This window comes from Sphingomonas sp., assembly GCF_017745215.1.
GTDB lineage: Bacteria > Pseudomonadota > Alphaproteobacteria > Sphingomonadales > Sphingomonadaceae > Sphingomonas.
Window position 1 is genome coordinate 46,902 of the sequence record NZ_JAGHZV010000016.1, and the last position, 19,594, is coordinate 66,495.

Annotated in this window: 16 protein-coding genes; 2 read left to right on the top strand and 14 right to left on the bottom strand. The window is 69.7% G+C overall.

Annotated elements, in window-relative coordinates:
* Positions 1-10: 10 nt before the first annotated feature.
* Complete coding sequence (scpB, locus tag J7495_RS15560; protein ID WP_294057634.1) at positions 11-613, bottom strand: SMC-Scp complex subunit ScpB; 603 nt, start codon at positions 611-613, stop codon at positions 11-13.
* Positions 610-1,344, bottom strand: coding sequence for a ScpA family protein (locus tag J7495_RS15565; protein WP_294057635.1), 735 nt, complete (start codon positions 1,342-1,344; stop codon positions 610-612). The genes scpB and J7495_RS15565 overlap by 4 nt, the downstream gene beginning before the upstream one ends.
* A 295-nt stretch (positions 1,345-1,639) precedes the next feature.
* Between J7495_RS15565 and J7495_RS15570 the strand changes: the two genes are divergently transcribed.
* On the top strand, positions 1,640-3,379 hold the full coding sequence (locus tag J7495_RS15570; RefSeq protein WP_294057637.1) for a cytochrome c: 1,740 nt from the start codon (positions 1,640-1,642) through the stop codon (positions 3,377-3,379).
* Between the two features lie 80 nt (positions 3,380-3,459).
* On the opposite strand, the gene nagZ is transcribed toward J7495_RS15570, so the two are convergent.
* The 5 genes from nagZ to J7495_RS15595 form a co-directional block, all read right to left on the bottom strand.
* Entirely contained in the window at positions 3,460-4,467 is a 1,008-nt protein-coding gene (gene nagZ, locus J7495_RS15575) for a beta-N-acetylhexosaminidase (protein ID WP_294057638.1), read from the bottom strand.
* A 136-nt stretch (positions 4,468-4,603) separates the two neighbouring features.
* Positions 4,604-5,302 carry an SPOR domain-containing protein gene (locus J7495_RS15580; protein WP_294057640.1) on the bottom strand — a complete coding sequence of 233 codons (699 nt, stop codon included), beginning with the start codon at positions 5,300-5,302 and terminating at the stop codon, positions 4,604-4,606.
* 3 nt (positions 5,303-5,305) lie between these two features.
* Entirely contained in the window at positions 5,306-7,030 is a 1,725-nt protein-coding gene (gene argS, locus J7495_RS15585; RefSeq protein ID WP_294057642.1) for an arginine--tRNA ligase, read from the bottom strand.
* Between the two features lie 209 nt (positions 7,031-7,239).
* Positions 7,240-8,409 (bottom strand): DUF1501 domain-containing protein, encoded by a 1,170-nt coding sequence (locus J7495_RS15590; RefSeq protein WP_294057643.1) that lies wholly within the window; start codon positions 8,407-8,409, stop codon positions 7,240-7,242.
* A gap of 3 nt (positions 8,410-8,412) precedes the next feature.
* Positions 8,413-9,924, bottom strand: coding sequence for a DUF1800 domain-containing protein (locus tag J7495_RS15595; RefSeq protein WP_294057644.1), 1,512 nt, complete (start codon positions 9,922-9,924; stop codon positions 8,413-8,415).
* Positions 9,925-10,158: 234 nt separating this feature from the next.
* On the opposite strand from J7495_RS15595, the gene J7495_RS15600 reads away from it, so the two are divergent.
* On the top strand, positions 10,159-10,455 hold the full coding sequence (locus J7495_RS15600; RefSeq protein WP_294057645.1) for a hypothetical protein: 297 nt from the start codon (positions 10,159-10,161) through the stop codon (positions 10,453-10,455).
* Between the two features lie 265 nt (positions 10,456-10,720).
* Here the strand turns inward: J7495_RS15600 and J7495_RS15605 are convergent, their stop codons facing one another.
* The 7 genes from J7495_RS15605 to murB all read right to left on the bottom strand — a co-directional run bounded on the left by J7495_RS15605 (position 10,721) and on the right by murB (position 19,589).
* Positions 10,721-11,887, bottom strand: coding sequence for a deoxyguanosinetriphosphate triphosphohydrolase (locus J7495_RS15605; protein ID WP_294057646.1), 1,167 nt, complete (start codon positions 11,885-11,887; stop codon positions 10,721-10,723).
* On the bottom strand, positions 11,884-13,626 hold the full coding sequence (locus J7495_RS15610) for an SPOR domain-containing protein (RefSeq protein ID WP_294057647.1): 1,743 nt from the start codon (positions 13,624-13,626) through the stop codon (positions 11,884-11,886). The genes J7495_RS15605 and J7495_RS15610 overlap by 4 nt, the downstream gene beginning before the upstream one ends.
* A 216-nt stretch (positions 13,627-13,842) precedes the next feature.
* The gene (ftsZ, locus tag J7495_RS15615; RefSeq protein ID WP_294057648.1) at positions 13,843-15,372 is read right to left on the bottom strand and encodes a cell division protein FtsZ; all 1,530 of its coding nucleotides are present in this window, start codon (positions 15,370-15,372) and stop codon (positions 13,843-13,845) included.
* 169 nt (positions 15,373-15,541) lie between these two features.
* Positions 15,542-16,804, bottom strand: a complete 1,263-nt coding sequence (gene ftsA / locus J7495_RS15620; protein WP_294057649.1) for a cell division protein FtsA — start codon at positions 16,802-16,804, stop codon at positions 15,542-15,544.
* Positions 16,805-16,810: 6 nt separating this feature from the next.
* The gene (locus tag J7495_RS15625) at positions 16,811-17,791 is read right to left on the bottom strand and encodes an FtsQ-type POTRA domain-containing protein (protein ID WP_294057650.1); all 981 of its coding nucleotides are present in this window, start codon (positions 17,789-17,791) and stop codon (positions 16,811-16,813) included.
* Positions 17,788-18,738, bottom strand: a complete 951-nt coding sequence (locus J7495_RS15630; protein ID WP_294057651.1) for a D-alanine--D-alanine ligase — start codon at positions 18,736-18,738, stop codon at positions 17,788-17,790. The genes J7495_RS15625 and J7495_RS15630 overlap by 4 nt, the downstream gene beginning before the upstream one ends.
* Positions 18,705-19,589, bottom strand: coding sequence for a UDP-N-acetylmuramate dehydrogenase (gene murB, locus J7495_RS15635; RefSeq protein ID WP_294057673.1), 885 nt, complete (start codon positions 19,587-19,589; stop codon positions 18,705-18,707). The genes J7495_RS15630 and murB overlap by 34 nt, the downstream gene beginning before the upstream one ends.
* Positions 19,590-19,594: the final 5 nt, after the last annotated feature.

The following is a 19,594-nucleotide window of genomic DNA, read 5'->3' on the forward strand; positions in this document are numbered from 1 at the left end:
CCGGGTGTATCTAGTCATCTTCCTCGACAGTTTCCACCTCGGTCGACTCGCTTTCGTCGATCATGAGGTGCTCCATTGCGAGATCGACCGGATCGAGCAGGCCCGCGGCGCGCAGGTCCTCGATCCCCGGCAGGTCGCGGCGGCTCTCCAGCCCGAAGTGCGTGAGGAAGCCCGCGGTGGTGGCGTACGTCAGCGGACGGCCCGGCACTTCGCGGCGTCCGGCGGGGCGCACCCAGCCCGCCTCCATCAGCACGTCGATCGTGCCCTTGGAGATCTGCACGCCGCGAATCGCTTCGATCTCGGCGCGGGTGACGGGCTCGTGATAGGCGATGATCGCCAGCGTCTCGATGCCCGCCCGGCTGAGCTTGCGGCGCTCCTCGCGGTCGCGGCGGAGCAGGTGGGCCAGGTCCGCGGCGGTCTGGAAATGCCAGCGGTTGCCGCGGCAGACCAGCTCGATGCCGCGCCCCGCATAGAGCCCCTGCAGCACTTCGAGCGCCCCCGCCACATCGGCCTCGGCGCCGACGTGCGCGCGAATCTCCTCGACGCTCACCGGCGATTCGGAAGCGAAGATTACGGCCTCCACCGCGCGTGACAGGTCGTCGGGCGCGATCATGCGCTCGCCTTGAGGTAGAGCGGCGCGAACGCCGACTTCTGGCGCAGCTCGAGCCGCCCCTGGCGCGCGAGCTCGAGCGCGGCGACGAACGACGAAGCGAGCGCCGACTTGCGATAGCTGCCGCTCGCGCCTTCGGGGAGGAAGGTCTCGATCGTGCTCCACTCGATCCGCGCGCCGATCAGCTGCGAGACGCGCTCGATCGCTTCCTCCAGCGTCATCACGTCGCGCTGCGCGACCACGTGCATCACCGGCCGGGTGCGCGCGCTGATCCGGCCATAGGCAGCGATCAGGTCGTAGATCTCGGCCTCCCAGCGCGCCTTGCGGAGCAGCTTGAGCCCCTCGGGCGCGCCACGCGAGAAGACGTCGCGCCCCATCCGGTCGCGCGCGACCAGCCGGGCGCCCGCCTCGCGCATCGCGTTCAACCGTTCGAGGCGCAACTGGAGCCGCAGCGCCAATTCCTCCGGGCTCGGCGTCTCCTCGGGGTTGCGCGGCAACAGCAGCGCCGATTTGAGGTAAGCCAGCCACGCCGCCATCACGAGATAGTCCGCCGCCAGCTCGAGCTTGAGCGCGCGCGCCTCGTTCACGAAGGCGAGATACTGTTCGACGAGCTGGAGGATCGAAATCTGGCGCAGGTCGACCTTCTGGTTGCGCGCGAGCGCGAGCAGCACGTCGAGCGGGCCTTCCCAGCCGTCGATGTCCAGCTTCAGCGTCCCCTCGGTGTCGGCGTCCATCCCGGGGTTTAAGCAGGGCGGCACGCGCTTGTCACGGGCCAGCAAGGTAAGCTCCCTCCCCCTAACGTCATCCCGGCGAAAGCCGGGACCCAAGGCAGCAAACCGCGTCGCCCGTGGCTCTGGGTCCCGGCTTTCGCCGGGATGACCGCCAGGAGGCCGGTCGCGCCATTTCGGCGACGATCGCGCATGACCCGCGCCCGGCCACCGCTTATCGTGACGTTCGCGGAAAGATACCGCGGGTCGCGCTCAACGAACGCTGGAACGGCAGCACAGCCTCTCTGGGGAGGGAATGGCGATGCGCAGGCTTTTGGGTTTGACGATCGGCTCGCTCGCGCTGGCGGCGAGCGCGGCGCTCTGGGCACCTTCGGCAAAGGCGCAGGTGGCGTGCCTGCCGGGATCGGACGTCTTCTGCCTCGACCAGGGCAGCAAATGGACCAACGCCACCCGCAAGGCCTTCTACAGCACCGATCAGGGCTCGCAGCTGATGCCCTACGCCTGGCTCAAGGCGCTGAAGACGCCCGACGGCCAGCCCTTCCTCTTCGACAAGCTCGCGCGCTTCGGCTATCTGCCCGATCCGTTCCGCGCCGACCTGCCGATCGGCTTCACCACCAGCGCGAACACCTCGAAGGTCTGGGTCGGGATGACCTGCGCGGCCTGCCATACGCGGCAGATCGCGCGCGGCGGCTTCCAGTTCCGCGTCGACGGCGGCCCGGCGATCTCTGACTTCCGCGCGTTGCTCTCCGACCTGCTCGACGCAGTGAACGTGGTGCGCACCGACGACACGGCCTTCGCTGCCTTCGCCAAGTCGGTGCTCGGCGCCTGGGCGTCGAACTCGGCCAAGGCCAAGCTCAAGGAGGACGTCGAGCTCTGGTATCTCCGCGAGAACACCATGCGCGAGCGCGCCTATCCCACCGCGGACATCTGGGGCCTGGGCCGGCTCGACGCCGTGGCGATGATCTTCAATCGGCTGACCGGCCTCGATCTCGGGCCGCCGCCGAGCTACCTCATCCCCGACAACATCAAGCCCGCCGATGCGCCGGTCCGCTATCCGTTCCTGTGGAACGCGGCGATCCAGGACAAGACGCAGTGGCCCGGCTTCGCGGGCAACGGCACCGCGCTCCTCGGCCTCGCGCGCAACACCGGCGAAGTCTATGGCGTGTTCGCCACCTTCCATCCGGCCGAAGACTTCTTCAAGATCGGCAACATCAACTACAACGCCAACAATTCGGCGAACTGGCCCGGGCTGCGCGCGGTGGAAGAGCTGATCAAGAAGATCGGCGCGCCGAAGTGGCCCGCGCAATTCCCGATCATCACCGCGCTGATCCCGCGCGGCGAGGAAGTCTACAAGGCCAATTGCGCCTCGTGCCACAACCTTGCGCCGCCCAAGGCCGGCGAGCCGGGCTTCCCCAACGTGCCGACCTGGGCAACCCCGGTTCAGGACGTCGGCACCGACAGCCGCGAGTACGATATCCTCAAGCGCGAGGCCGATCCCGGCGTGCTCGCCAAGACGAGCTCGCGGCTGTTCCCCAAGCTCCAGGTCACCAACCCCTCGCCGGCGTTCGACCTGCTCAAATATTCGGTGATCGGCTCGATCCTCCAGTCCTGGTCCTTTGCGCCGGCGCTGGTGACCGACTTCCGCGACTCGCACTGGACCTTCAAGACCGTGGGAATCGACAAGGCGAAGGACCTGCTGGAGGACGCGATCACGCTGCAGGACACCGGCAACCAGATCAAATATGAATCGCGGGTGATGTTCGGCATCTGGGCGGCGGCGCCCTATCTCCACAACGGCTCGGTACCGACGCTGTGGGACCTGCTCCAGCCCGCCGACCAGCGGCCGGCGACCTTCAAGGTGGGGCCGGAGTTCGATCCGCTGAAGATCGGCGTCGCGGCCGACCAGCCGGGCAGCTATACGCGCACGACGACGGGCTGCGAGGACCGCAACTCGGGCAACAGCCGCTGCGGCCACGAGTTCGGCACCAACTTGCCCATTGACGACAAGCGCGCGCTGATCGAATTCATGAAGACGCAATAGGGGGGATCGCCCTCCCCCCTTTTCTCACCGTCATCCCGGGGCAAGCCGGGATGACGGTTTTTTGTTTCAGGCGACGGGCTTCAGGCCAGCGCGAGCAGCGCGTCGCGCTTGGCGACGAGTTCTTCGAAGCCGCCGGGCTGCGGACCGGCGGTGATCGTCGCCATCGCGCGGTCGAGCCGGGCGAGCATCGCTGGCGAGGCGTCGCCGATGCGGCCGGCGATCTCGACCATCTCGTCCATCCGCGCCCAGCAATCGAGCACGACGTCGCAGCCCGCGGCGAGCGCCGCCGCTGCCTTCTCGCCCGCGGTGCCCGAGAGCGCCTTCATGTCGATGTCGTCGGTCATCAGCAGTCCGTCGAAGCCGATCCGGCCGCGGATGATCTCGTTCACCACCGTGGGGCTCAGCGTTGCCGGGCGCTCGGCGTCCCACGCCTCGAAGACGACGTGGCAAGTCATCCCCATCGGCGCATCGCTGAGGCTGGCGAAGGGCGCGATGTCAGTCTCGAGCTCCTCGGCCGATGCGCTCACGCGAGGCAGTTCGAGGTGGCTGTCGACCAGCGCGCGGCCGTGGCCCGGCATGTGCTTGACGATCCCCACCACGCCGGCGCGGCGCAGCCCCTCGATCACGGCCTGGCCGAGCGCGGCGACGCGCATCGGCTCGCTGCCGAGCGAACGGTCGCCGATGACGTTGCTCGTCTCGGGGCGGCGGACGTCGAGCAGCGGCAGCGCGTCGACGTTGACGCCCACCTCGGCGAGCATCAGCCCAAGCGCATGCGCATTGGCGCGCGCCGCCTCGACCGCAGAGACTGGGGCGACCTCGTAGAGCGCGTCGAACACCGCGGGCGCGGGGAACGCCGGCCATTCGGGCGGTTGCATCCGTGCGACGCGGCCGCCTTCCTGGTCGATCAGGATCGGCACGTCGTCGCGGCCGGAGAGGGTGCGCAGGCTGTCGGTGAGCGCGCGCATCTGGGCGCGGTCGGCGCAGTTGCGCTTGAACAGGATATAGCCGAGCGGGTCGGTTTCCTTGAAGAAATCGCGCTCCCCGGCGGTGAGCTCGAGGCCGGCGAGGCCGAAGATGACGGGCTTCATGGAAGCGCCTTAGCCAATCCCATTTAAGTCGTCATCCCGGCGAAAGCCGGGACCCAGGGCCACGAGCGACGTCCTCTGTTGCCCTGGGTCCCGGCTTTCGCCGGGATGACGATTTAGAGAGGTCGGGCCGCAGCCCTCAATTCGCCACGTAGCAGCGCTCGCCCGCGGCGCTCAGCTTCGCGCAAATGTCCTTCGCCTGGCCGTTGCTGCCGGCGTTGACCCGCAGCCGATACACCGGCTTGCCGTTCGCGGTGCCGCGCTCGATCGACTTGCCCAGCCCCGCGATCTGGCTGAACCGGCCCGAAAGCCGCTGCCAAGCCGCATCCGCGCCCTGCTGGTCGGGGAAGGCGCCGAGCTGGATCAGCGCCCCCGAACCGGCGCTCGCAGGCGCCTTGGCCTCCAGCGTGCCCGCGCTCTCCGGCACCGCGACGCTCGCGGTGGCCGTGCCGGTCACCGGCGTGGCCGTGGCCTGGGGCGCGGTCTTGCCCTGCACGGGCGCCTCGGGCCCCTCGGCCATCGCGACATTGCCGTCGGCGGCCGCATCATTGCCCGTCGCGACGTCGCCAACGCCGTCGAACTTCTGGCCTGCGTCGTTGTCGGGGATCTTATAGTCGCCCGCCGGTGCTGCGATCAGCTCGCCGTTGCCGCTCAGCCCCTGCTGCTTCTGGTACCACCAGAAGCCGAACACGCCTGCGGCGACCACCGCCAGCACCAGCACCACCAGCAGCAGGATCCGCCCCACCGACGGACCCTCGCGATAATCCTCCTCGACGGTCTCCAGCCAGGGCAGCCGGTCGTCGTCGCCGAACCCCGCTCCGCCGCGATTGCTGCTCATCCGTCACATCTCCTCGACGGCATCGACCCCCATGATGCCGAGACCGTTACGAACTATCTGCCCGATCGCTCGCGCCAAATAAAGCCGAGCGCAGGTTAACTGGGGCTGATCGGCGATCAGGAAACGGCGGGACGGATCGTCCTTGCCGAGATTCCACGCGGAATGGAACTCGGCCGCCAAGTCGTAGAGATAGAAGGCGATCCGATGCGGCTCGCGCGCCGCGGCGGCGCCTTCGACGACGCGCGGGAATTGCGCGGCGAGCTTCATCAGCGAAAGCTCCTGTGTATCAAGCAGAGACAGGTCCGCCGAAGCACAGTCGATCCCGGCTTCGGCAGTCCGCCGCCCGAGCGAAGCAACGCGCGCATGGCAATATTGGACATAGAAGACCGGATTGTCCTTCGATGCCTCGACGACCTTGGCGAAATCGAAGTCCATCTGCGCATCGGCCTTGCGCGTGAGCATGGTAAAGCGGACGACGTCTTTGCCGACTTCGTTCACCACGTCGGCGAGCGTGACGAAATTGCCGGCCCGCTTCGACATCTTCACCGGCTCGCCCGCGCGAAGCAGCCGCACCATCTGGACGAGCTTGACGTCGAACCGCGTCCTGCCCCCGGTCAGCGCCTGCACCGCCGCGACGATCCGCTTGACCGTGCCGGCGTGGTCGGCGCCCCAGATGTCGATCAGCGCATCGGCATTCTGCGCCTTCTGGAAATGATAGGCGAGGTCGGCGCCGAAATAAGTCCAGGCGCCGTTCGACTTCTTGATCGGCCGGTCCTGGTCGTCACCGAACTGCGTCGAGCGGAACAGCGGCAGCTCGACCGGCTCCCAATCCTCGGGCGTCTCGCCCTTGGGCGCCTCGAGCATCCCGTCATAGACGAAGCCATGCTCGCGCAGCCACGCCTCCGCCGCCTCGGGCTTGCCCGCGGCCTGGAGTTCGGCTTCCGACGAAAAGAGATCGTGGTGGATGCCGAGCAGCGCGAGATCGGCCTTGATCAGCGCCATCATCGACGCGACCGCGGCCTGGCGGAACAGCACCAGCCATTCGCTCTCGGGCCGGCCGACGTACTTGTCGCCGAACTCCCGCGCGAGCGCCTGGCCCACCGGCTTCAGATAGTCGCCCGGATAGAGGCCCTCGGGAACCTCGCCGATGGCCTCGCCCAGCGCCTCGCGGTAGCGCAGGTGCGCCGAGCGCGCGAGCACGTCGACCTGGCCGCCGGCATCGTTGACATAATATTCGCGGATCACCCTGGCGCCCGTGAACTCGAGCAGGCTGGCGAGCGCATCGCCCACCACCGCGCCGCGGCAATGGCCCATGTGCATCGGCCCCGTCGGGTTCGCCGAGACATATTCGACATTGACCGTCGTCCCCGCACCCGCGGTCGAGCGGCCATAGCCATCGCCCGCCTCGAGGATCGCAGTGAGCTCGCCGCGCCAGCTGTCGTCGGCGAGGGTCATGTTGATGAACCCCGGCCCGGCGACCGACACCGCGGCGACTTCGTCGAGCTTCGCGAGCTCGGCGGCGATCGCCTCGGCGAGGGCGCGCGGGTTGGTGCCCGCGGGCTTGGCGAGCACCATCGCGGCGTTGGTGGCGAGGTCGCCATGGCTCGCGTCGCGCGGCGGCTCGACCGTGACCGCGCGTCGCTCCAGCCCCGCCGGAAGCGTTCCGGTGGCGACAAGGGCGTCGAGCGCGGCATCGAGATGCGCGGCAAAGCGGGCGTAGAGAGTCACTGCGGGTCCATCGCTGGGGGTTGGAAAGGCGCCGATCTAGCGATGGGGGGGCGGTTCGTCCACCTGCGGTGGGTGCGAGAGGATGAAGCGCTTGCCACAATCGACTCAATCGTCATCCCGGCGAAAGCCGGGACCCAGGGCCAAGCAGGACATCGCTCGCGGCCCTGGGTCCCGGCTTTCGCCGGGATGACGTTCGTAGCTTAGCGACGTCAAGCCCGCGCCAGCCCGTCGATCCAGGCCGTCCCCGGTACCTCCGGGAACAGCGCCCTCGCCACCCGAGGCCCCTCGATCCCGTAATGCCCGCCGACCGCACTCGCGATCACGCTGTCGAGCCCGGTGGTGGGCTTCAAATCACGGCCCTCGAACAGCGCCGCATCGCCCAGCCCCGGCCAGTCGGCGACCACGCGGCCGCCGTTCACCGCGCCGCCCATCAGCATCGCCAGCGAGCCGGTGCCATGGTCGGTCCCGCCCGTCCCATTGACCTTCACGGTCCGCCCGAACTCGGTCGCGACCACCACCATCGTATCGGCCCAGAGCGGCCCCAGCCCCTCCTTCAGCGCGCCGATCATCCCGTCGAGCCCGCGCAGCTGCGCGCCGAGCCGCCCGCGCTGCTGGGCGTGCGTGTCCCAGCCGCCGGTCTCGATCATCGCCACGCGCGCGCCATTCTCCGCCGCGAGCAGCTTGGCGGCGAGCGCGCCGGTCGCTGCGGCGTTCTGCCCGTTGCCCGCGGCCATGTCGCTGGTGAGCATCCGCGTCGCGGTCGCCTCGGCCCAGGCCGCGTGGAGCTGCGGGTCGCCCGCATACATCTGCGTCACCCGTCCCAGCAGGTCGTCCGAAGCATCGGGCAGCGCAGAGGGCGCATAGCTCGCGACGTCGACCGGCCCGCGCAGCGCGAGCGGGATCGTCGCCGCCACCGCGATCGCCTTGGTGTCGGCTGGCGGGAGCAGCGTGAGCATGCGGTTCAGCCAGCCGTCCTTGACTGAATAGGCCGCGTTCCCACCCGTCTCGAGCACATTCTGCCCGTCGAAATGCGAGCGGTCGCGATAGGGCGAGGCCACCGCATGGACGAACAGCGCCTCGCGCGCAGCATAGAGCTTCGCGACGTTCGCCATCCCCGGATGCAGCGCGAACATCGAATCGAGCCTGGGCGCAGTGGCGAAATCGGCCGCCAGGTCGCCGCGCTGGCTCACGAACGCCGGGTCGCCCACCGGCGCGAGCGTGCCGAGCCCGTCGGCGGCGCCGCGCTGGATGATGAAGACGAAGCGCCGATGAGTCGCGGCGCGCGCCACCGTCATCGTCGCGCCGAGGCTGGAGGACAGCGCCAGCGTCGCGCCGGTGGCGACGAGCAGCTTGCGCCGGGTGAAGATCGGGTGAGCCATGGCCTATCTCCGCATGAATTCGGGGGCGACGAGCATCAGCGCGAGGCCCTGGCCTGGGCTTTCGGCGCGCGCGATCGACTGGGCGGTCGACTCGCTAAGCGATCCGGGGAAGAGTTCGGCAGCGCGCTGGCGGGCGTCGATGAGGTTGTTGGTCCGCGCCGAGAAGCGCTCGGCCGCCTCGACCCGGCGCATGATCGCATCGGGCCCTGCCCAGCTCGCCGCGACGTCGTCATAGCCCGCCGGCGAGCCCGGCTGCCACACCGGCTGGCCGAGCTGGCGCATCAGTCCGGTGACCGCGAGCGGCTGGAGCTGGCGCGTTCCAAGCGCGCGGAAAGCCGAGACGCTCCACTCCCACGGCGTCTTGAACTTGACCGGCTCGCTCGTCCAGCACTCGCGGGAATCGACCAGCACGTGATAGATGGTCGGCAGATCGCCGCCCGACTTGAGGAACGCCCGCTCCAGCCGCTCGATCAGCGGCGCAGGCGGATCGTCGGCTGCGAAGTGGCGCGCGAGCTTGGTGGCGACGTGCCGCGCCGTCGCGGGATGCGTCGCGAGATGGTCGAGCACCGCCTGAGCCTGGCCCTCGCCCGCCTCGTCCCACTGGCGGCCGAGAATCGTGCGCGCACCCGGCTCGTGCAGCCGCTCGGCGAAGACGAAGCTGCCCGGCGTGCCGTCGGTGCCCGCGAAGCGCGCACCGGCGCCCCTGCCCAGCCCCGCGACGGTCCAGCCGGTCATCGCGCGGGCGAATTCGGTCACGTCGGCCTGGGTATAGCCGGTGCGCACGCCCAGCGTGTGGAGCTCAAGGATCTCGCGCGCGAGATTCTCGTTGAGCCCGAGCTTCTGCGCACCGGCTCGCCGCGCGGCGAACCGGCCGGCCATGCTGTTCGGCCCCACCGATTGCGCCTGGTCGAGGTAGAGCAGCATCGCCGGGTGCCGCTCGACCGCGTTCAGCATGTCGCCGAAGCGGCCGAGCACATGCGGGCGGATCGCTTCCATCTCGACCATGCCCGAGAGGCCGACGACGGTGAGCTTGTCGGCCGAAACCGCGAAATGGTTCGCCCAGAAATGCACCAGCCGCTCGACGAAGGGCGCGGGCGTGTCGAGCGCGATGGTCGCGCGCGCGGCGACGGCGCCGGCATAATATTGCCGGCCCTGGCGCTGCGCGAACTGCCGCGCTTCGGCGACCGGATCGCGCGTCGCGGGGTCCTTCTTCGCGGCCATCGCCCTGCCCGGCGCGTCGCCCATCGCCGGGTCGCCACCCTGCATCGCGGGCGGCGCATAGCCCGGCGGCTGCGGCGCATCGGCCCGGTCGCGGCGGAGCGCGCGGAGCTGCTGGAGATAGTCGCCCAGTTCGGCGGCGATACGGCTCGACGGCGCAAGCCCCGCGACCGGCTGCGGCTTCGGATCGTAGCGCGCGAACTGGCCCTTCAGCCAGGCGCGAGGCTCGCCGATCGGTCCCTCCCCCGCGCGGGCGCCGAGCCCGAAGCGATTGAGCGCGATACTGGTGTCGGACATGGCGGCATCCCCTGGCGCTTCTACGACCGTGGACCTGCGAATAACGCGCGGCTGTCGCAGAAGTTTGTCACGATCCCGCTCCGCCCCGCCGCCGAAACGCCCTATCGTTGCAGAAATTGCAATCCACGCCGCAATCTTTGCGGTTGAGACAATTGCTGCGTCGCAACATTTTCATACCCAAGAACAATAAGAAGGATGCTGATCTGGCTCTTTTGATCATCAAGGAGAAAGATCATGACTCGTTATTTCCTCGGCGCTGCCGCCGCACTCTCGCTCGCTATCGCTGCTCCGGCTCTCGCCGGCGACGATGTCCACAGCTTCACGCATGAAGGCATCACCTACAGCTATACGACGACCAAGGTTGACAACGTTGTCGTTCTCGAGGGCACGGCGCGTCCGATCGGCGGCAAGTTCCATCTCGAAGTCCGCAACGGCCGCGTGACGGGCTTCGTGGGCAATGCCCGCGTGTCGTTCCTGGTGCGCGACGTCGTCGACCTGCCCGAGAGCGTTAAGGTCGCCGCTTCGCGCTGAGCGCGGGCGACCAGCCGGCCATGAAATCGGCCGTGTGAATCTGGGCGTGTCGCGTGTGCCCCTCGCGGCACGCCCCGATTTTTGGTCCGCTTGCGATGTTGGATATGGTCTGCTTACGTTCCGACGTCGCTCTTTGAACTGTCGGATCCTGCGAGTCGAAACGAGGCGCAATTCCGCGCACGGGTCGTGACTCTTGTGACTTTTGCCGGATCGGGAGCCGATCCGCCCCGGCGCCCATGGAAAAATTTTCGGCCGCCCGCCCCAGCTAGAACCCCTCGGGCAGCTCGATCTCGCCCACGGCTTCGCGGTAGCGCGCGATCGCATAGCGGTCGGTCATCCCCGCGATGAAGTCGGCGATGTGACGGCTCCGCCCGGGCTCGGCTTCGGGAAGCGCCGCGCGCCATTCCTCGGGCATCAGCCCCGGATCGGCGCGATAGGCCGCGAACAGCCCCGAGACGATCGCCCGCGCCGCATCCGCCGCCGTCAGCTGGTTGGGGTGGTGGTAAAGGTTCGCATACATGAAGCGCTTCAGGCCCCGCTCGGCCTCGCGCATCGGATCGGAGAAGGCGGCGATCGCCTGGCCCGCCGCGCGCACGTCGGCGGCGCTGTCGATCCCCAGCCCTTCGATCCGCCCGCGCGTCGCGTCGATCAGGTCGTTGACCATCCGGCCGATCTGGCTGCGCACCAGTTCGCCGATCCTCTGCTTGAGCCCCGCCCCCGCGCATGCCGCCTCGACGTCGCGCCAGCCTTCCGCCAGCATCGGCACTTCGAACAGCTGGTCGAGCGTCAGCAGCCCGGCGCGCAGGCCATCGTCGATGTCGTGGTTGTCATAGGCGATGTCGTCGGCGATCGCCGCGACCTGGGCCTCCAGCGACGAATAATGCGCCAGTTCCAGCGGAAAGGCAGCGTCGGCCTCGGCGAGCGCCCATTGCGGCTCATGGATCGGGCCATTGTGCTTGGCGAGGCCTTCGAGCGTCTCCCAGCTGAGGTTCAGCCCGTTCCAGCGCGGATAGGTGCGCTCCAGCGTCATCAGCACGCGCAGCGTATGGCCGTTGTGGTCGAAGCCGCCATGGTCGCGGAGCGCTTCCTCCAGCGCATCCTCGCCGGCATGGCCGAAGGGCGGGTGGCCGATATCGTGCGCGAGGCACAGCGCTTCGGTGAGGTCCTCGTTGAGCCCGAGCGCGCGCGCGATCGTCCGCCCGATCTGCGCGACTTCGAGGCTGTGGGTCAATCGCACGCGGAAATGGTCGCCGTCGGGCGCCATGAACACCTGGGTCTTGTGCCTGAGCCGGCGGAAGCCCGCCGAGTGGATGATCCGGTCGCGGTCGCGCTGGAAGGCATCGCGGGGGCCGCGCGCGGTCGCCGTGCGCTCGTCGTGGAGGCGGCCGCGGCTGGCGTCCGGCCGGGATGCCCAGGGCGCGGGGTCGCTCACTTGAGCGCCAGCTTTTCGATCTTCTGCCCCGCCTCGCTGGTGAAGACGAACGCCGAGATGCCCGCCTTGCGCAGCTGGTTGACGAAACCCTGCGCCTCGTCGTCGCTCTTGAACGGCCCCGCGAGCAGCCGGTTGGTCGCGCGCAGCGGCGTCGTCCAGGCGGTGCGGCCCTTGAACGCGGCGGGCGCGTCCTTGCTCAGCCGCTTCCAGGCGCCGGGCAGCGCATCCTCGTTCGCCCCGCCCGCGACCTGGACCCAGATGCGCGCGGGCTCGGCCTTCTTGGGATCGGGCTTGGGCGGGGTCTTCTTCGCCTTGGGGTCGGGCTTGGCCGCTGCCTTGGGGTCTTTCGCGTCGGGCTTGGCCGGCAGAGGCTTGGCAGCGGCGGGCTTCTCTGCCGCGGCGACGCGCACCGGCTCGGGCCTCGCCGATGCGGCCGCGGCCGGCGGCACGGTCAGGGCCTCACGCTCCGAATCGGGGACCGAGATGTTGTTGATGATCGCGGCGAGCACCGAATCCTCCTCGCCGGCCTTCGCCGCCGGCTTCGCGGCGGGCTTGGCCGCGGTCGGGCGCGCGACGAGCTGGACGGGCGCCGCCTCGGTGACGTCGTCGTCACCGCTCGGCTCCTCCGTGCGAGGCACCGGGCGCGCGGTGATCCGGGTACGCTGGGTCGAGCCCGAGGACGGCGGCGGCAGCGGCACCGGATCGGGCGGCGGCGCGACATAGACCGGCGGCGGCGGCAGCGGTTCGCGCCGTGCGAGCTGCACCGGCTGCGGCGGGGGCGGAGGCGGCGGCGTCGCCGCGCGCGTCATCGCGGCGAGGTCGCCCTGCCCCTTGCGCGAGCGGCTGCTCCGCCCCGCGACGGGCCCCGACACCGGCGGCGGCGCCGCACCCGGCGGCGGCGCAGCGGTCAGCTGAGTCGAGGCGAGCCGCGGCACGGGCACATAGGCCGGCACCGACGGCGCGGTCCGCGCATCTTCGCGCCGGACGGCAGTGGGCGAAAGCTCGCCGAAATGGACGGCGAAGGCGCGGTCGATCACGCTCATTCCTTCCAGCCGGCGGAGGAAGGGCAGCAGGCTCTGCGCCATGTTGCCCGGCAGCATCGAGGTGGCGATCGACTCGGCACCCGCCATGTCGCCGTTCATCGCGAGGATGAAGGCGCGCGTCCGCCACGCCGCGCGGTCGCTGCGGCGGAGCAAAGGATCGAGCTGCTCCATCGCCTTGTCGGGCTCGCCGGTGATGCCGAGCGACAGCGCATAGCGGCGCAGCGTCTCGTCGTCGCGCCCCTGCGCGAGTGCGAGCTGGTAATCCTTCTGCGCGAGCTGGGGCGCGCCGAGCAGGTCGTAGGCGAAGCCGCGGTCGCTCGCGAAGCGCGCCACCGGCAGCCCGCGCGCCTCGGCGGCCTGGAACATGCGGAGCGCCTCGCCCGGCCGCTCCATCCGCACCATCACCATCGCGCGGCCGGCGATGATCCGCGGATTGGACGGGTCGACGCTCTCGGCGCGCGCGAAGAAGCCGAGCGCCGCGGCGAACTCGCTCAGCCGGGCGCTCGCCTCGCCCGCGACCAGCAGCGCTTCGAGGTCGCGCGGATTGGCAGCGAGCACGCGCATCTGGTCGGCGAGCCGATCGGCATCGCCGTTATGCGGCTGCACGACTTCGGACTGCGCGAGCGCGGGCGGCGCGCAGGCAGCAACCAGGGCCAGCGCGAGCGCCACGCCGCCGGAGAGGGAGATTCGCTTCATTGCCATCGGACCAGTGGATGAGGGCCCTTCGATTGAACCTGATCCATCATCCCGGCGAAAGCCGGGACCCAGGGCAACGAGCGAGGTCATCCGCAACCCTGGGTCCCGGCTTTCGCCGGGATGACGGCTGAAGGAGGATCGTAGCTCACGCCGCTGAACCGCCAATGGCATGCCGCGCGCGGTACGGCGAACCGCACCGCGCGAACGGCGAATGCCTTATTGGTTGTTCTGGCTGCGCAGGAACCGCGGGATGTCCAGCGGATCCTTGTCGTCGTCGTCCGACTTGGAGCCGCGCGACACCGCCGCCATCCGCTCGAACAACGTGCCGCCCGACTTACGCGCAGGCTTCTCCGCCGGGACGGGCGCCGCGGGCTCGTCGTCGCCGCCGGTCAGCCAGCGGCGGCGCGTGGCGATCTCGGGCTCGCGCGGCTCGGCCGCGTCGGCGGCGAGGTCCTCGGGCTTCTCGAGGCCGTCGTCGACCGCCGAGTCGCTGCCGAGCACCAGCTCGTCGGACTCGGCCGCTTCGACCGGCGCGGCTTCGGGCTCGGCAGTGCTGAAGCCGGGCTCGGGCGCCGCTTCGGCGACGGGCTCGGCCGCCGTGTCGTCGAAGGTTCGGACCGGCTCGGGAGCCGGCGCGGGCTCGGGCTCGACCGGCGCGGCAGCCTGCTCGGCCGTGGGCGCGGCCGGGGCGGGCTCGGCGCCCACGGTGCGGCGCGGACCGGCGAAGGAGAAGACGCGCGGCTGCTCGGCGGCCGGCGCCGCGACGGGCATCGGCTTGGCGTCGGCGTCGATGCCGGTGGCGACCACCGACACGCGGATCTTGCCCTCGAGCTCGGGATTGAACGCCGAGCCCCAGATGATGTTGGCGTCGGGATCGACCAGCTCGCGGATGTGGTTCGCGGCTTCGTCGACTTCGAGCAGGCGCATGTCCTCGCCGCCGGTGATCGAGACGATCACGCCCTTGGCACCGTTCATCGACACGCCGTCGAGCAGCGGATTGGCGATCGCCTTCTGCGCGGCGATGATCGCGCGATCGTCGCCCTCGGCCTCGCCGGTGCCCATCATCGCCTTGCCCATCTCCTGCATCACTGCGCGGATGTCGGCGAAGTCGAGGTTGATGAGGCCGGGCATCACCATCAGGTCGGTGATGCCGCGCACGCCCTGCTGGAGCACTTCGTCGGCCAGCTCGAAGGCTTCCTTGAAGGTCGTGTTGGCGTTGGCGATCAGGAAGAGGTTCTGGTTGGGGATGACGATGAGCGTGTCGACGTACTTCTGAAGCTCCTCGATCCCCGCCTCGGCGGCGGCGGCGCGGCGGCGGCCCTCGAAGGCGAAGGGCTTGGTGACCACGCCGACGGTGAGGATGCCCATGTCGCGCGCCATCTTGGCGATGACCGGGGCGGCGCCGGTGCCGGTGCCGCCGCCCATGCCCGCGGCGAGGAACACCATGTGCGCGCCCTCGAGCGACTTCTTGACCGACTCGATCGTCTCCTCGGCGGCGGCGCGGCCGATCTCGGGCCGCGAGCCCGCGCCCAGGCCCTGGGTGATCTTCGCGCCGAGCTGGATGCGGTGCGCGGCGGCCGAAGTCTTGAGCGCCTGCGCGTCGGTGTTCGCCACCAGGAACTCGACGCCCTGGACGTCCGCGCGGATCATGTTCGCAATCGCATTGCCGCCCGCGCCGCCGACGCCGATCACCGTGATCCGGGGCGTCAGCTCATCCACGTCCGGCGGCAGGAATTCGATACTCATGCCTTCAATCTCCTTAGACGCTCGTGTCGGCGCGCCTTGGCGACTCGTTCTGCACCAACGCGGCAACCGACTCTAGTCAAATCCTACACTTCAAGCCGCTCCGGCCGGTGCCGGAGCGGTTTGTTGTGGATTAGTTGCGGCCAGTGGATGGCACCGCGCGTCGACCCGCTCAGTAATTGGCCCGGAACGCCGCGACGAGGCGCGAGAAGACTGCGCCGACACTCGCGCGATGCACCATCTGGTGCGCCGGCTGGAGGTCGCGGATGTCGACCGGATCGGCCGCGGCGAAGCGCGCGAGCCCGACCATCGTCGCGAAGGCCGGGCCCGAATGCGCCTCGGGCAGCGCGGTCAGCCCGCGCGGGCGGCCGACGCGCACCGGGCAGTTGAGCACGCCCTGCGCATAGTCGGCGATCCCCTTCAGGTCGGCGCCGCCGCCGGTCAGCACGATCTGGCGGCCGACCTGGTCGGCGAAGCCCAGGGTGCGCAGCTCCTTCTGCACGTCCTGCAGCAGCCGCTCGAGCCGCAGCCGGATCACCGCGTTGAGCTGCGCCTTGGTGACCTTCGCCGCTTCGCCGCCATGCGCCTCGGGGTTGGCGGCGACGAGGTCGATCATCTCGTGGTTGTCGCGCGGGCTGATGTTCGCCGAGCCGTGGAAGCACTTGGTCCGCTCGGCCCAGTTGCGCGGCGCCGCGAAGGCCGAGGCGATGTCGTCGGTGATGTCGGCCGAGCCCTGGCCGATCGAGGCGAGCCCGGTCAGCACGCCGCCCTGGAACACCGAGACGTTGGTCACGCCTGCGCCGACCTCGACCAGCGCGACGCCGAGCTCGCGCTCCTCGTCGGTCAGGCAGGCGAGCCCCGTCGCGACGGGCGCGGCGATGATCGACTTCACTTCGAGGTGCGCCGAGCGGACGCAGAGGTCGAGGTTGCGCACCGGCGAGCCTTCGGTCGCGACGACATGGATGTCGACGCCGAGCCGGTCGGCATGCAGCCCGAGCGGGCGCTTGACCCCGGTCAGCCCGTCGAGCGTGTAGCGCGTCGGCTGGGCGTGGAGCACCATCTTGCCGCCGGGGTTGATCGCGTCACGCCCGGCCTTGAGCAGCTCGTCGATGTCGTTCTGCTCGACGCGGTGGCCGCCGAGGTCGACCTCGAGCTTGACGATGTCGGACACCAGCCCGCCCGCGGAGAAGCTGACCCAGACGTCCTCGATGTTGGTCCCCGCGATGCGCTCGGCCTGCTCGACCGCCTCGCGGATCGCCAGCTCGGTCGCGACCATGTCGGCGACATAGCCGCGCTTGACGCCGCGGCTCTCGCGCTGGCCGGTGCCGAGCACCACCAGTTCGCCATTGTCGGTCTTCTGCGCGATCAGCGCCGACACCTTGGACGAGCCGACGTCGATCGCCGTGATCAGCCCTTCGGGTGCTGCCTTGGCCATGGTTCCTTACCCCTCACGCTCAACTGAAGACGGTTTCGATTGCTGCTTCGCCGCCGGCGACGCCGTGGGCGACGGGATGGGCGACGGCCCCGCGCTCGGCGCCGCGACCGGCACGACCGCAGGCGCCGCGGCGGCCTTGCGGATCACCAGCCGGTCGGGATCGCGCAGGTCGAACCCCTGGTAGCCGCGCCCGAGCAGCCGCTGGCTGGTGTCGAGCTCGGCGAACTTGATCAACGCCTTGGCGGCGTCATCGTCTCCCTCGGGGAGCATCAGCGTCTCGCCGGTGTCGAAGGTGAGGTTCCAGCGGCGGTTGCCGATCCAGGTCGCGGCCTTGACCATCGGACGCAGCATCGGCGCCGCCTCGAGCAGCGTGCGCCGCGCCAGCTCCTGGGTGTTGGCATTGTCGCCGACGAGCAGCGGCAGCGCGGGCATCGCTTCGCGCGAGACCGGCTCGATCGAGGCGCCATCGACGTCGATCAGCGTCAGCTGGCCGCCGGCATGCTGCCAGATCGCCGCCGGCTCGCGCTCGACGATGTGGATGACGAGCGTGTCGGGCAGCCGCCGCGAGACGCGCGCGTCGGCGATCCAGGGATATTGGAGCAGCCGCTGGCGCACGCCTTCGAGGTCGATCAGCGGCATCGCGCGCGACTTCTGGTCGAGCGCCTGGGCATAGACGGTGTTGCGGTCCATGCGCTTCAAGCCGGTGATGTCGATCTTCGAGAGGCGGAAGCCCGCGTCGCCGACGATCTCGGCGGTCGCGACGCCCGCGGCGCTCAGCGCGCCGGTCCAGCTCGCGACCGCGAGCGCCGCGGTGCCGAACAGGATCACGATCGCCCAGCTCGTCACGCGCCGGATCGTCGCCTCGCTGACCGGGAGCGCCGCCAGCGCATGGTCGAGCGGGCCCGGGCGCGGGGCGCGCCGCTGCGGCGCGCGCTTCTTCGGCGTCGCACGGCGCGTCGTCGCGCTGCGCGTTGCCCGCTTGGTCATGCCATGGCCTCGTCGACGATCCGCTGCACCAGCTCTGCATAGCCGATTCCGCAATATTTTGCCTGCTCCGGAACAAGACTTAGCGGCGTCATCCCCGGCTGGGTGTTGACCTCGAGCAGGAACAGCCCGTCGACGCCCTGGCTGTCGTCCCAGCGGAAGTCCGAGCGCGAGGCGCCCTTGCAGCCGAGCAACCGGTGCGCCTCGCAGGCGATCCGCATGCAAGCCTCGGCGATCTCGTCGGGCACCTGCGCGGGGAAGACATGCTCGGTCATCCCGTCGGTGTATTTCGCGTCGTAATCGTAGAAGCCGCTCCTGGGCTTCAATTCGGTAACGCCCAGCGCCTTGTCGCCGATCACCGCCGAGGTGAGCTCGCGGCCGCGGATATAGGGCTCGGCGAGCAGCTCGGGGAATTCCTGCCAGGGGCCCTTGGCTTGCGGACTGATCGGATTGCCGTAATTCCCCTCCGCGGTGACGATCGCGACGCCCACCGACGAGCCTTCGTTGACGGGTTTCAGCACATAGGGCCGCGGCAGCGGATCGTGCTGGTACAGCTCCTCGACCTGCACCATCCGGCCGCCGGGCATCGGGATGCCATGCGGCACGAGCGCGTTCTTGGTCAGCTGCTTGTCGATCGCGATCACCGAGGTGACGAGGCCCGAATGGGTGTATTTCAGCCCCATCAGGTCGAGCATGCCCTGCACGGTCCCGTCCTCGCCGGGGGTGCCGTGGAGCGCGTTGAACACGACGTCGGGCTTCGCTTCGTGGAGCTTCAGCGCCACGTCGCGGTCCATGTCGATCCGCGTGACCTTGTGCCCCAGGCTCTCGAGCGCATCCGCGACGCCGCCGCCCGACATCAGCGAGACGTCGCGCTCGTTGGACCAGCCGCCCATCAGCACTGCAACGTGGAGCTTGCTCACCCGGTCACTCCCACGCGCTGAATCTCCCATTCCAAATTCACCCCCGAATGCGCCTTCACCTTGGCGCGGACCTCTTCGCCCAGCCCTTCGATGTCGGCGCTGGTCGCCTCGCCGAGGTTGAGCAGGAAGTTGCAATGCTTCTCAGAGACCTGCGCGTCGCCCTTGCGAAGCCCTCGGCAGCCCGCCGCGTCGATCACGGCCCAGGCCTTGGTGCCTTCCGGGTTCTTGAAGGTCGAGCCGCCGGTCTTCGAGCGCAGCGGCTGCGATTCCTCGCGCGCGGCGGCGATGCGGTCCATCTCGGCCTGGATCGCGGCGGGCTCGTCGATATGGCCGCGGAAGGCAGCGCTCACCACGATCGCGCCTTCGGGCAGCTCGCTGTGGCGATAGGTGTAGCCGAGCTGCTCGACGCCGAGGATCTTGCGCTGGCCCGAACGCAGCACGACTTCGCAGGACAGCAGCACGTCCTTGGTCTCGCGGCCATAGGCGCCGCCGTTCATCCGCACGAAGCCCCCGACCGTGCCGGGGATCGAGCGCAGGAACTCGACCCCGCCGATCCCCCAGTCGCGCGCCTTGGACGAGACGAGGATGCCCGAAGCGCCGCCGCCGCAGGCGAGCGTGGTCGAATCTTCCCGCACGACGCCGGCGAACGCCTTGCCCAGCCGCACCACCACGCCCAGCACGCCGCCGTCGCGCACGATCAGGTTCGAGCCCAGCCCCAGCCCCATCACCGGCACCGCGGGGTCGAGCTCGCGCAGGAAGTCGCTCAGGTCGCTGGCGTCCGCCGGCTCGAACAGCCACTCGGCCGCACCGCCGCTCTTGAACCAGACGAGCGGCGCCAGCGGCGCGTTGGCGGTCAGCTTGCCGCGGACCTTGGGGAGCATGGCCA

Coding starts and splice junctions, on each gene's coding strand:
- scpB (WP_294057634.1), bottom strand. CDS start 613: ATGATCGCGCCCGACGACCTGTCACGCGCGGTGGAGGCCGTAATCTTC.
- J7495_RS15565 (WP_294057635.1), bottom strand. CDS start 1,344: ATGGACGCCGACACCGAGGGGACGCTGAAGCTGGACATCGACGGCTGG.
- J7495_RS15570 (WP_294057637.1), top strand. CDS start 1,640: ATGCGCAGGCTTTTGGGTTTGACGATCGGCTCGCTCGCGCTGGCGGCG.
- nagZ (WP_294057638.1), bottom strand. CDS start 4,467: ATGAAGCCCGTCATCTTCGGCCTCGCCGGCCTCGAGCTCACCGCCGGG.
- J7495_RS15580 (WP_294057640.1), bottom strand. CDS start 5,302: ATGAGCAGCAATCGCGGCGGAGCGGGGTTCGGCGACGACGACCGGCTG.
- J7495_RS15590 (WP_294057643.1), bottom strand. CDS start 8,409: ATGGCTCACCCGATCTTCACCCGGCGCAAGCTGCTCGTCGCCACCGGC.
- J7495_RS15595 (WP_294057644.1), bottom strand. CDS start 9,924: ATGTCCGACACCAGTATCGCGCTCAATCGCTTCGGGCTCGGCGCCCGC.
- J7495_RS15600 (WP_294057645.1), top strand. CDS start 10,159: ATGACTCGTTATTTCCTCGGCGCTGCCGCCGCACTCTCGCTCGCTATC.
- J7495_RS15610 (WP_294057647.1), bottom strand. CDS start 13,626: ATGAAGCGAATCTCCCTCTCCGGCGGCGTGGCGCTCGCGCTGGCCCTG.
- ftsZ (WP_294057648.1), bottom strand. CDS start 15,372: ATGAGTATCGAATTCCTGCCGCCGGACGTGGATGAGCTGACGCCCCGG.
- ftsA (WP_294057649.1), bottom strand. CDS start 16,804: ATGGCCAAGGCAGCACCCGAAGGGCTGATCACGGCGATCGACGTCGGC.
- J7495_RS15625 (WP_294057650.1), bottom strand. CDS start 17,791: ATGACCAAGCGGGCAACGCGCAGCGCGACGACGCGCCGTGCGACGCCG.
- J7495_RS15630 (WP_294057651.1), bottom strand. CDS start 18,738: ATGGGAGATTCAGCGCGTGGGAGTGACCGGGTGAGCAAGCTCCACGTT.
- murB (WP_294057673.1), bottom strand. CDS start 19,589: ATGCTCCCCAAGGTCCGCGGCAAGCTGACCGCCAACGCGCCGCTGGCG.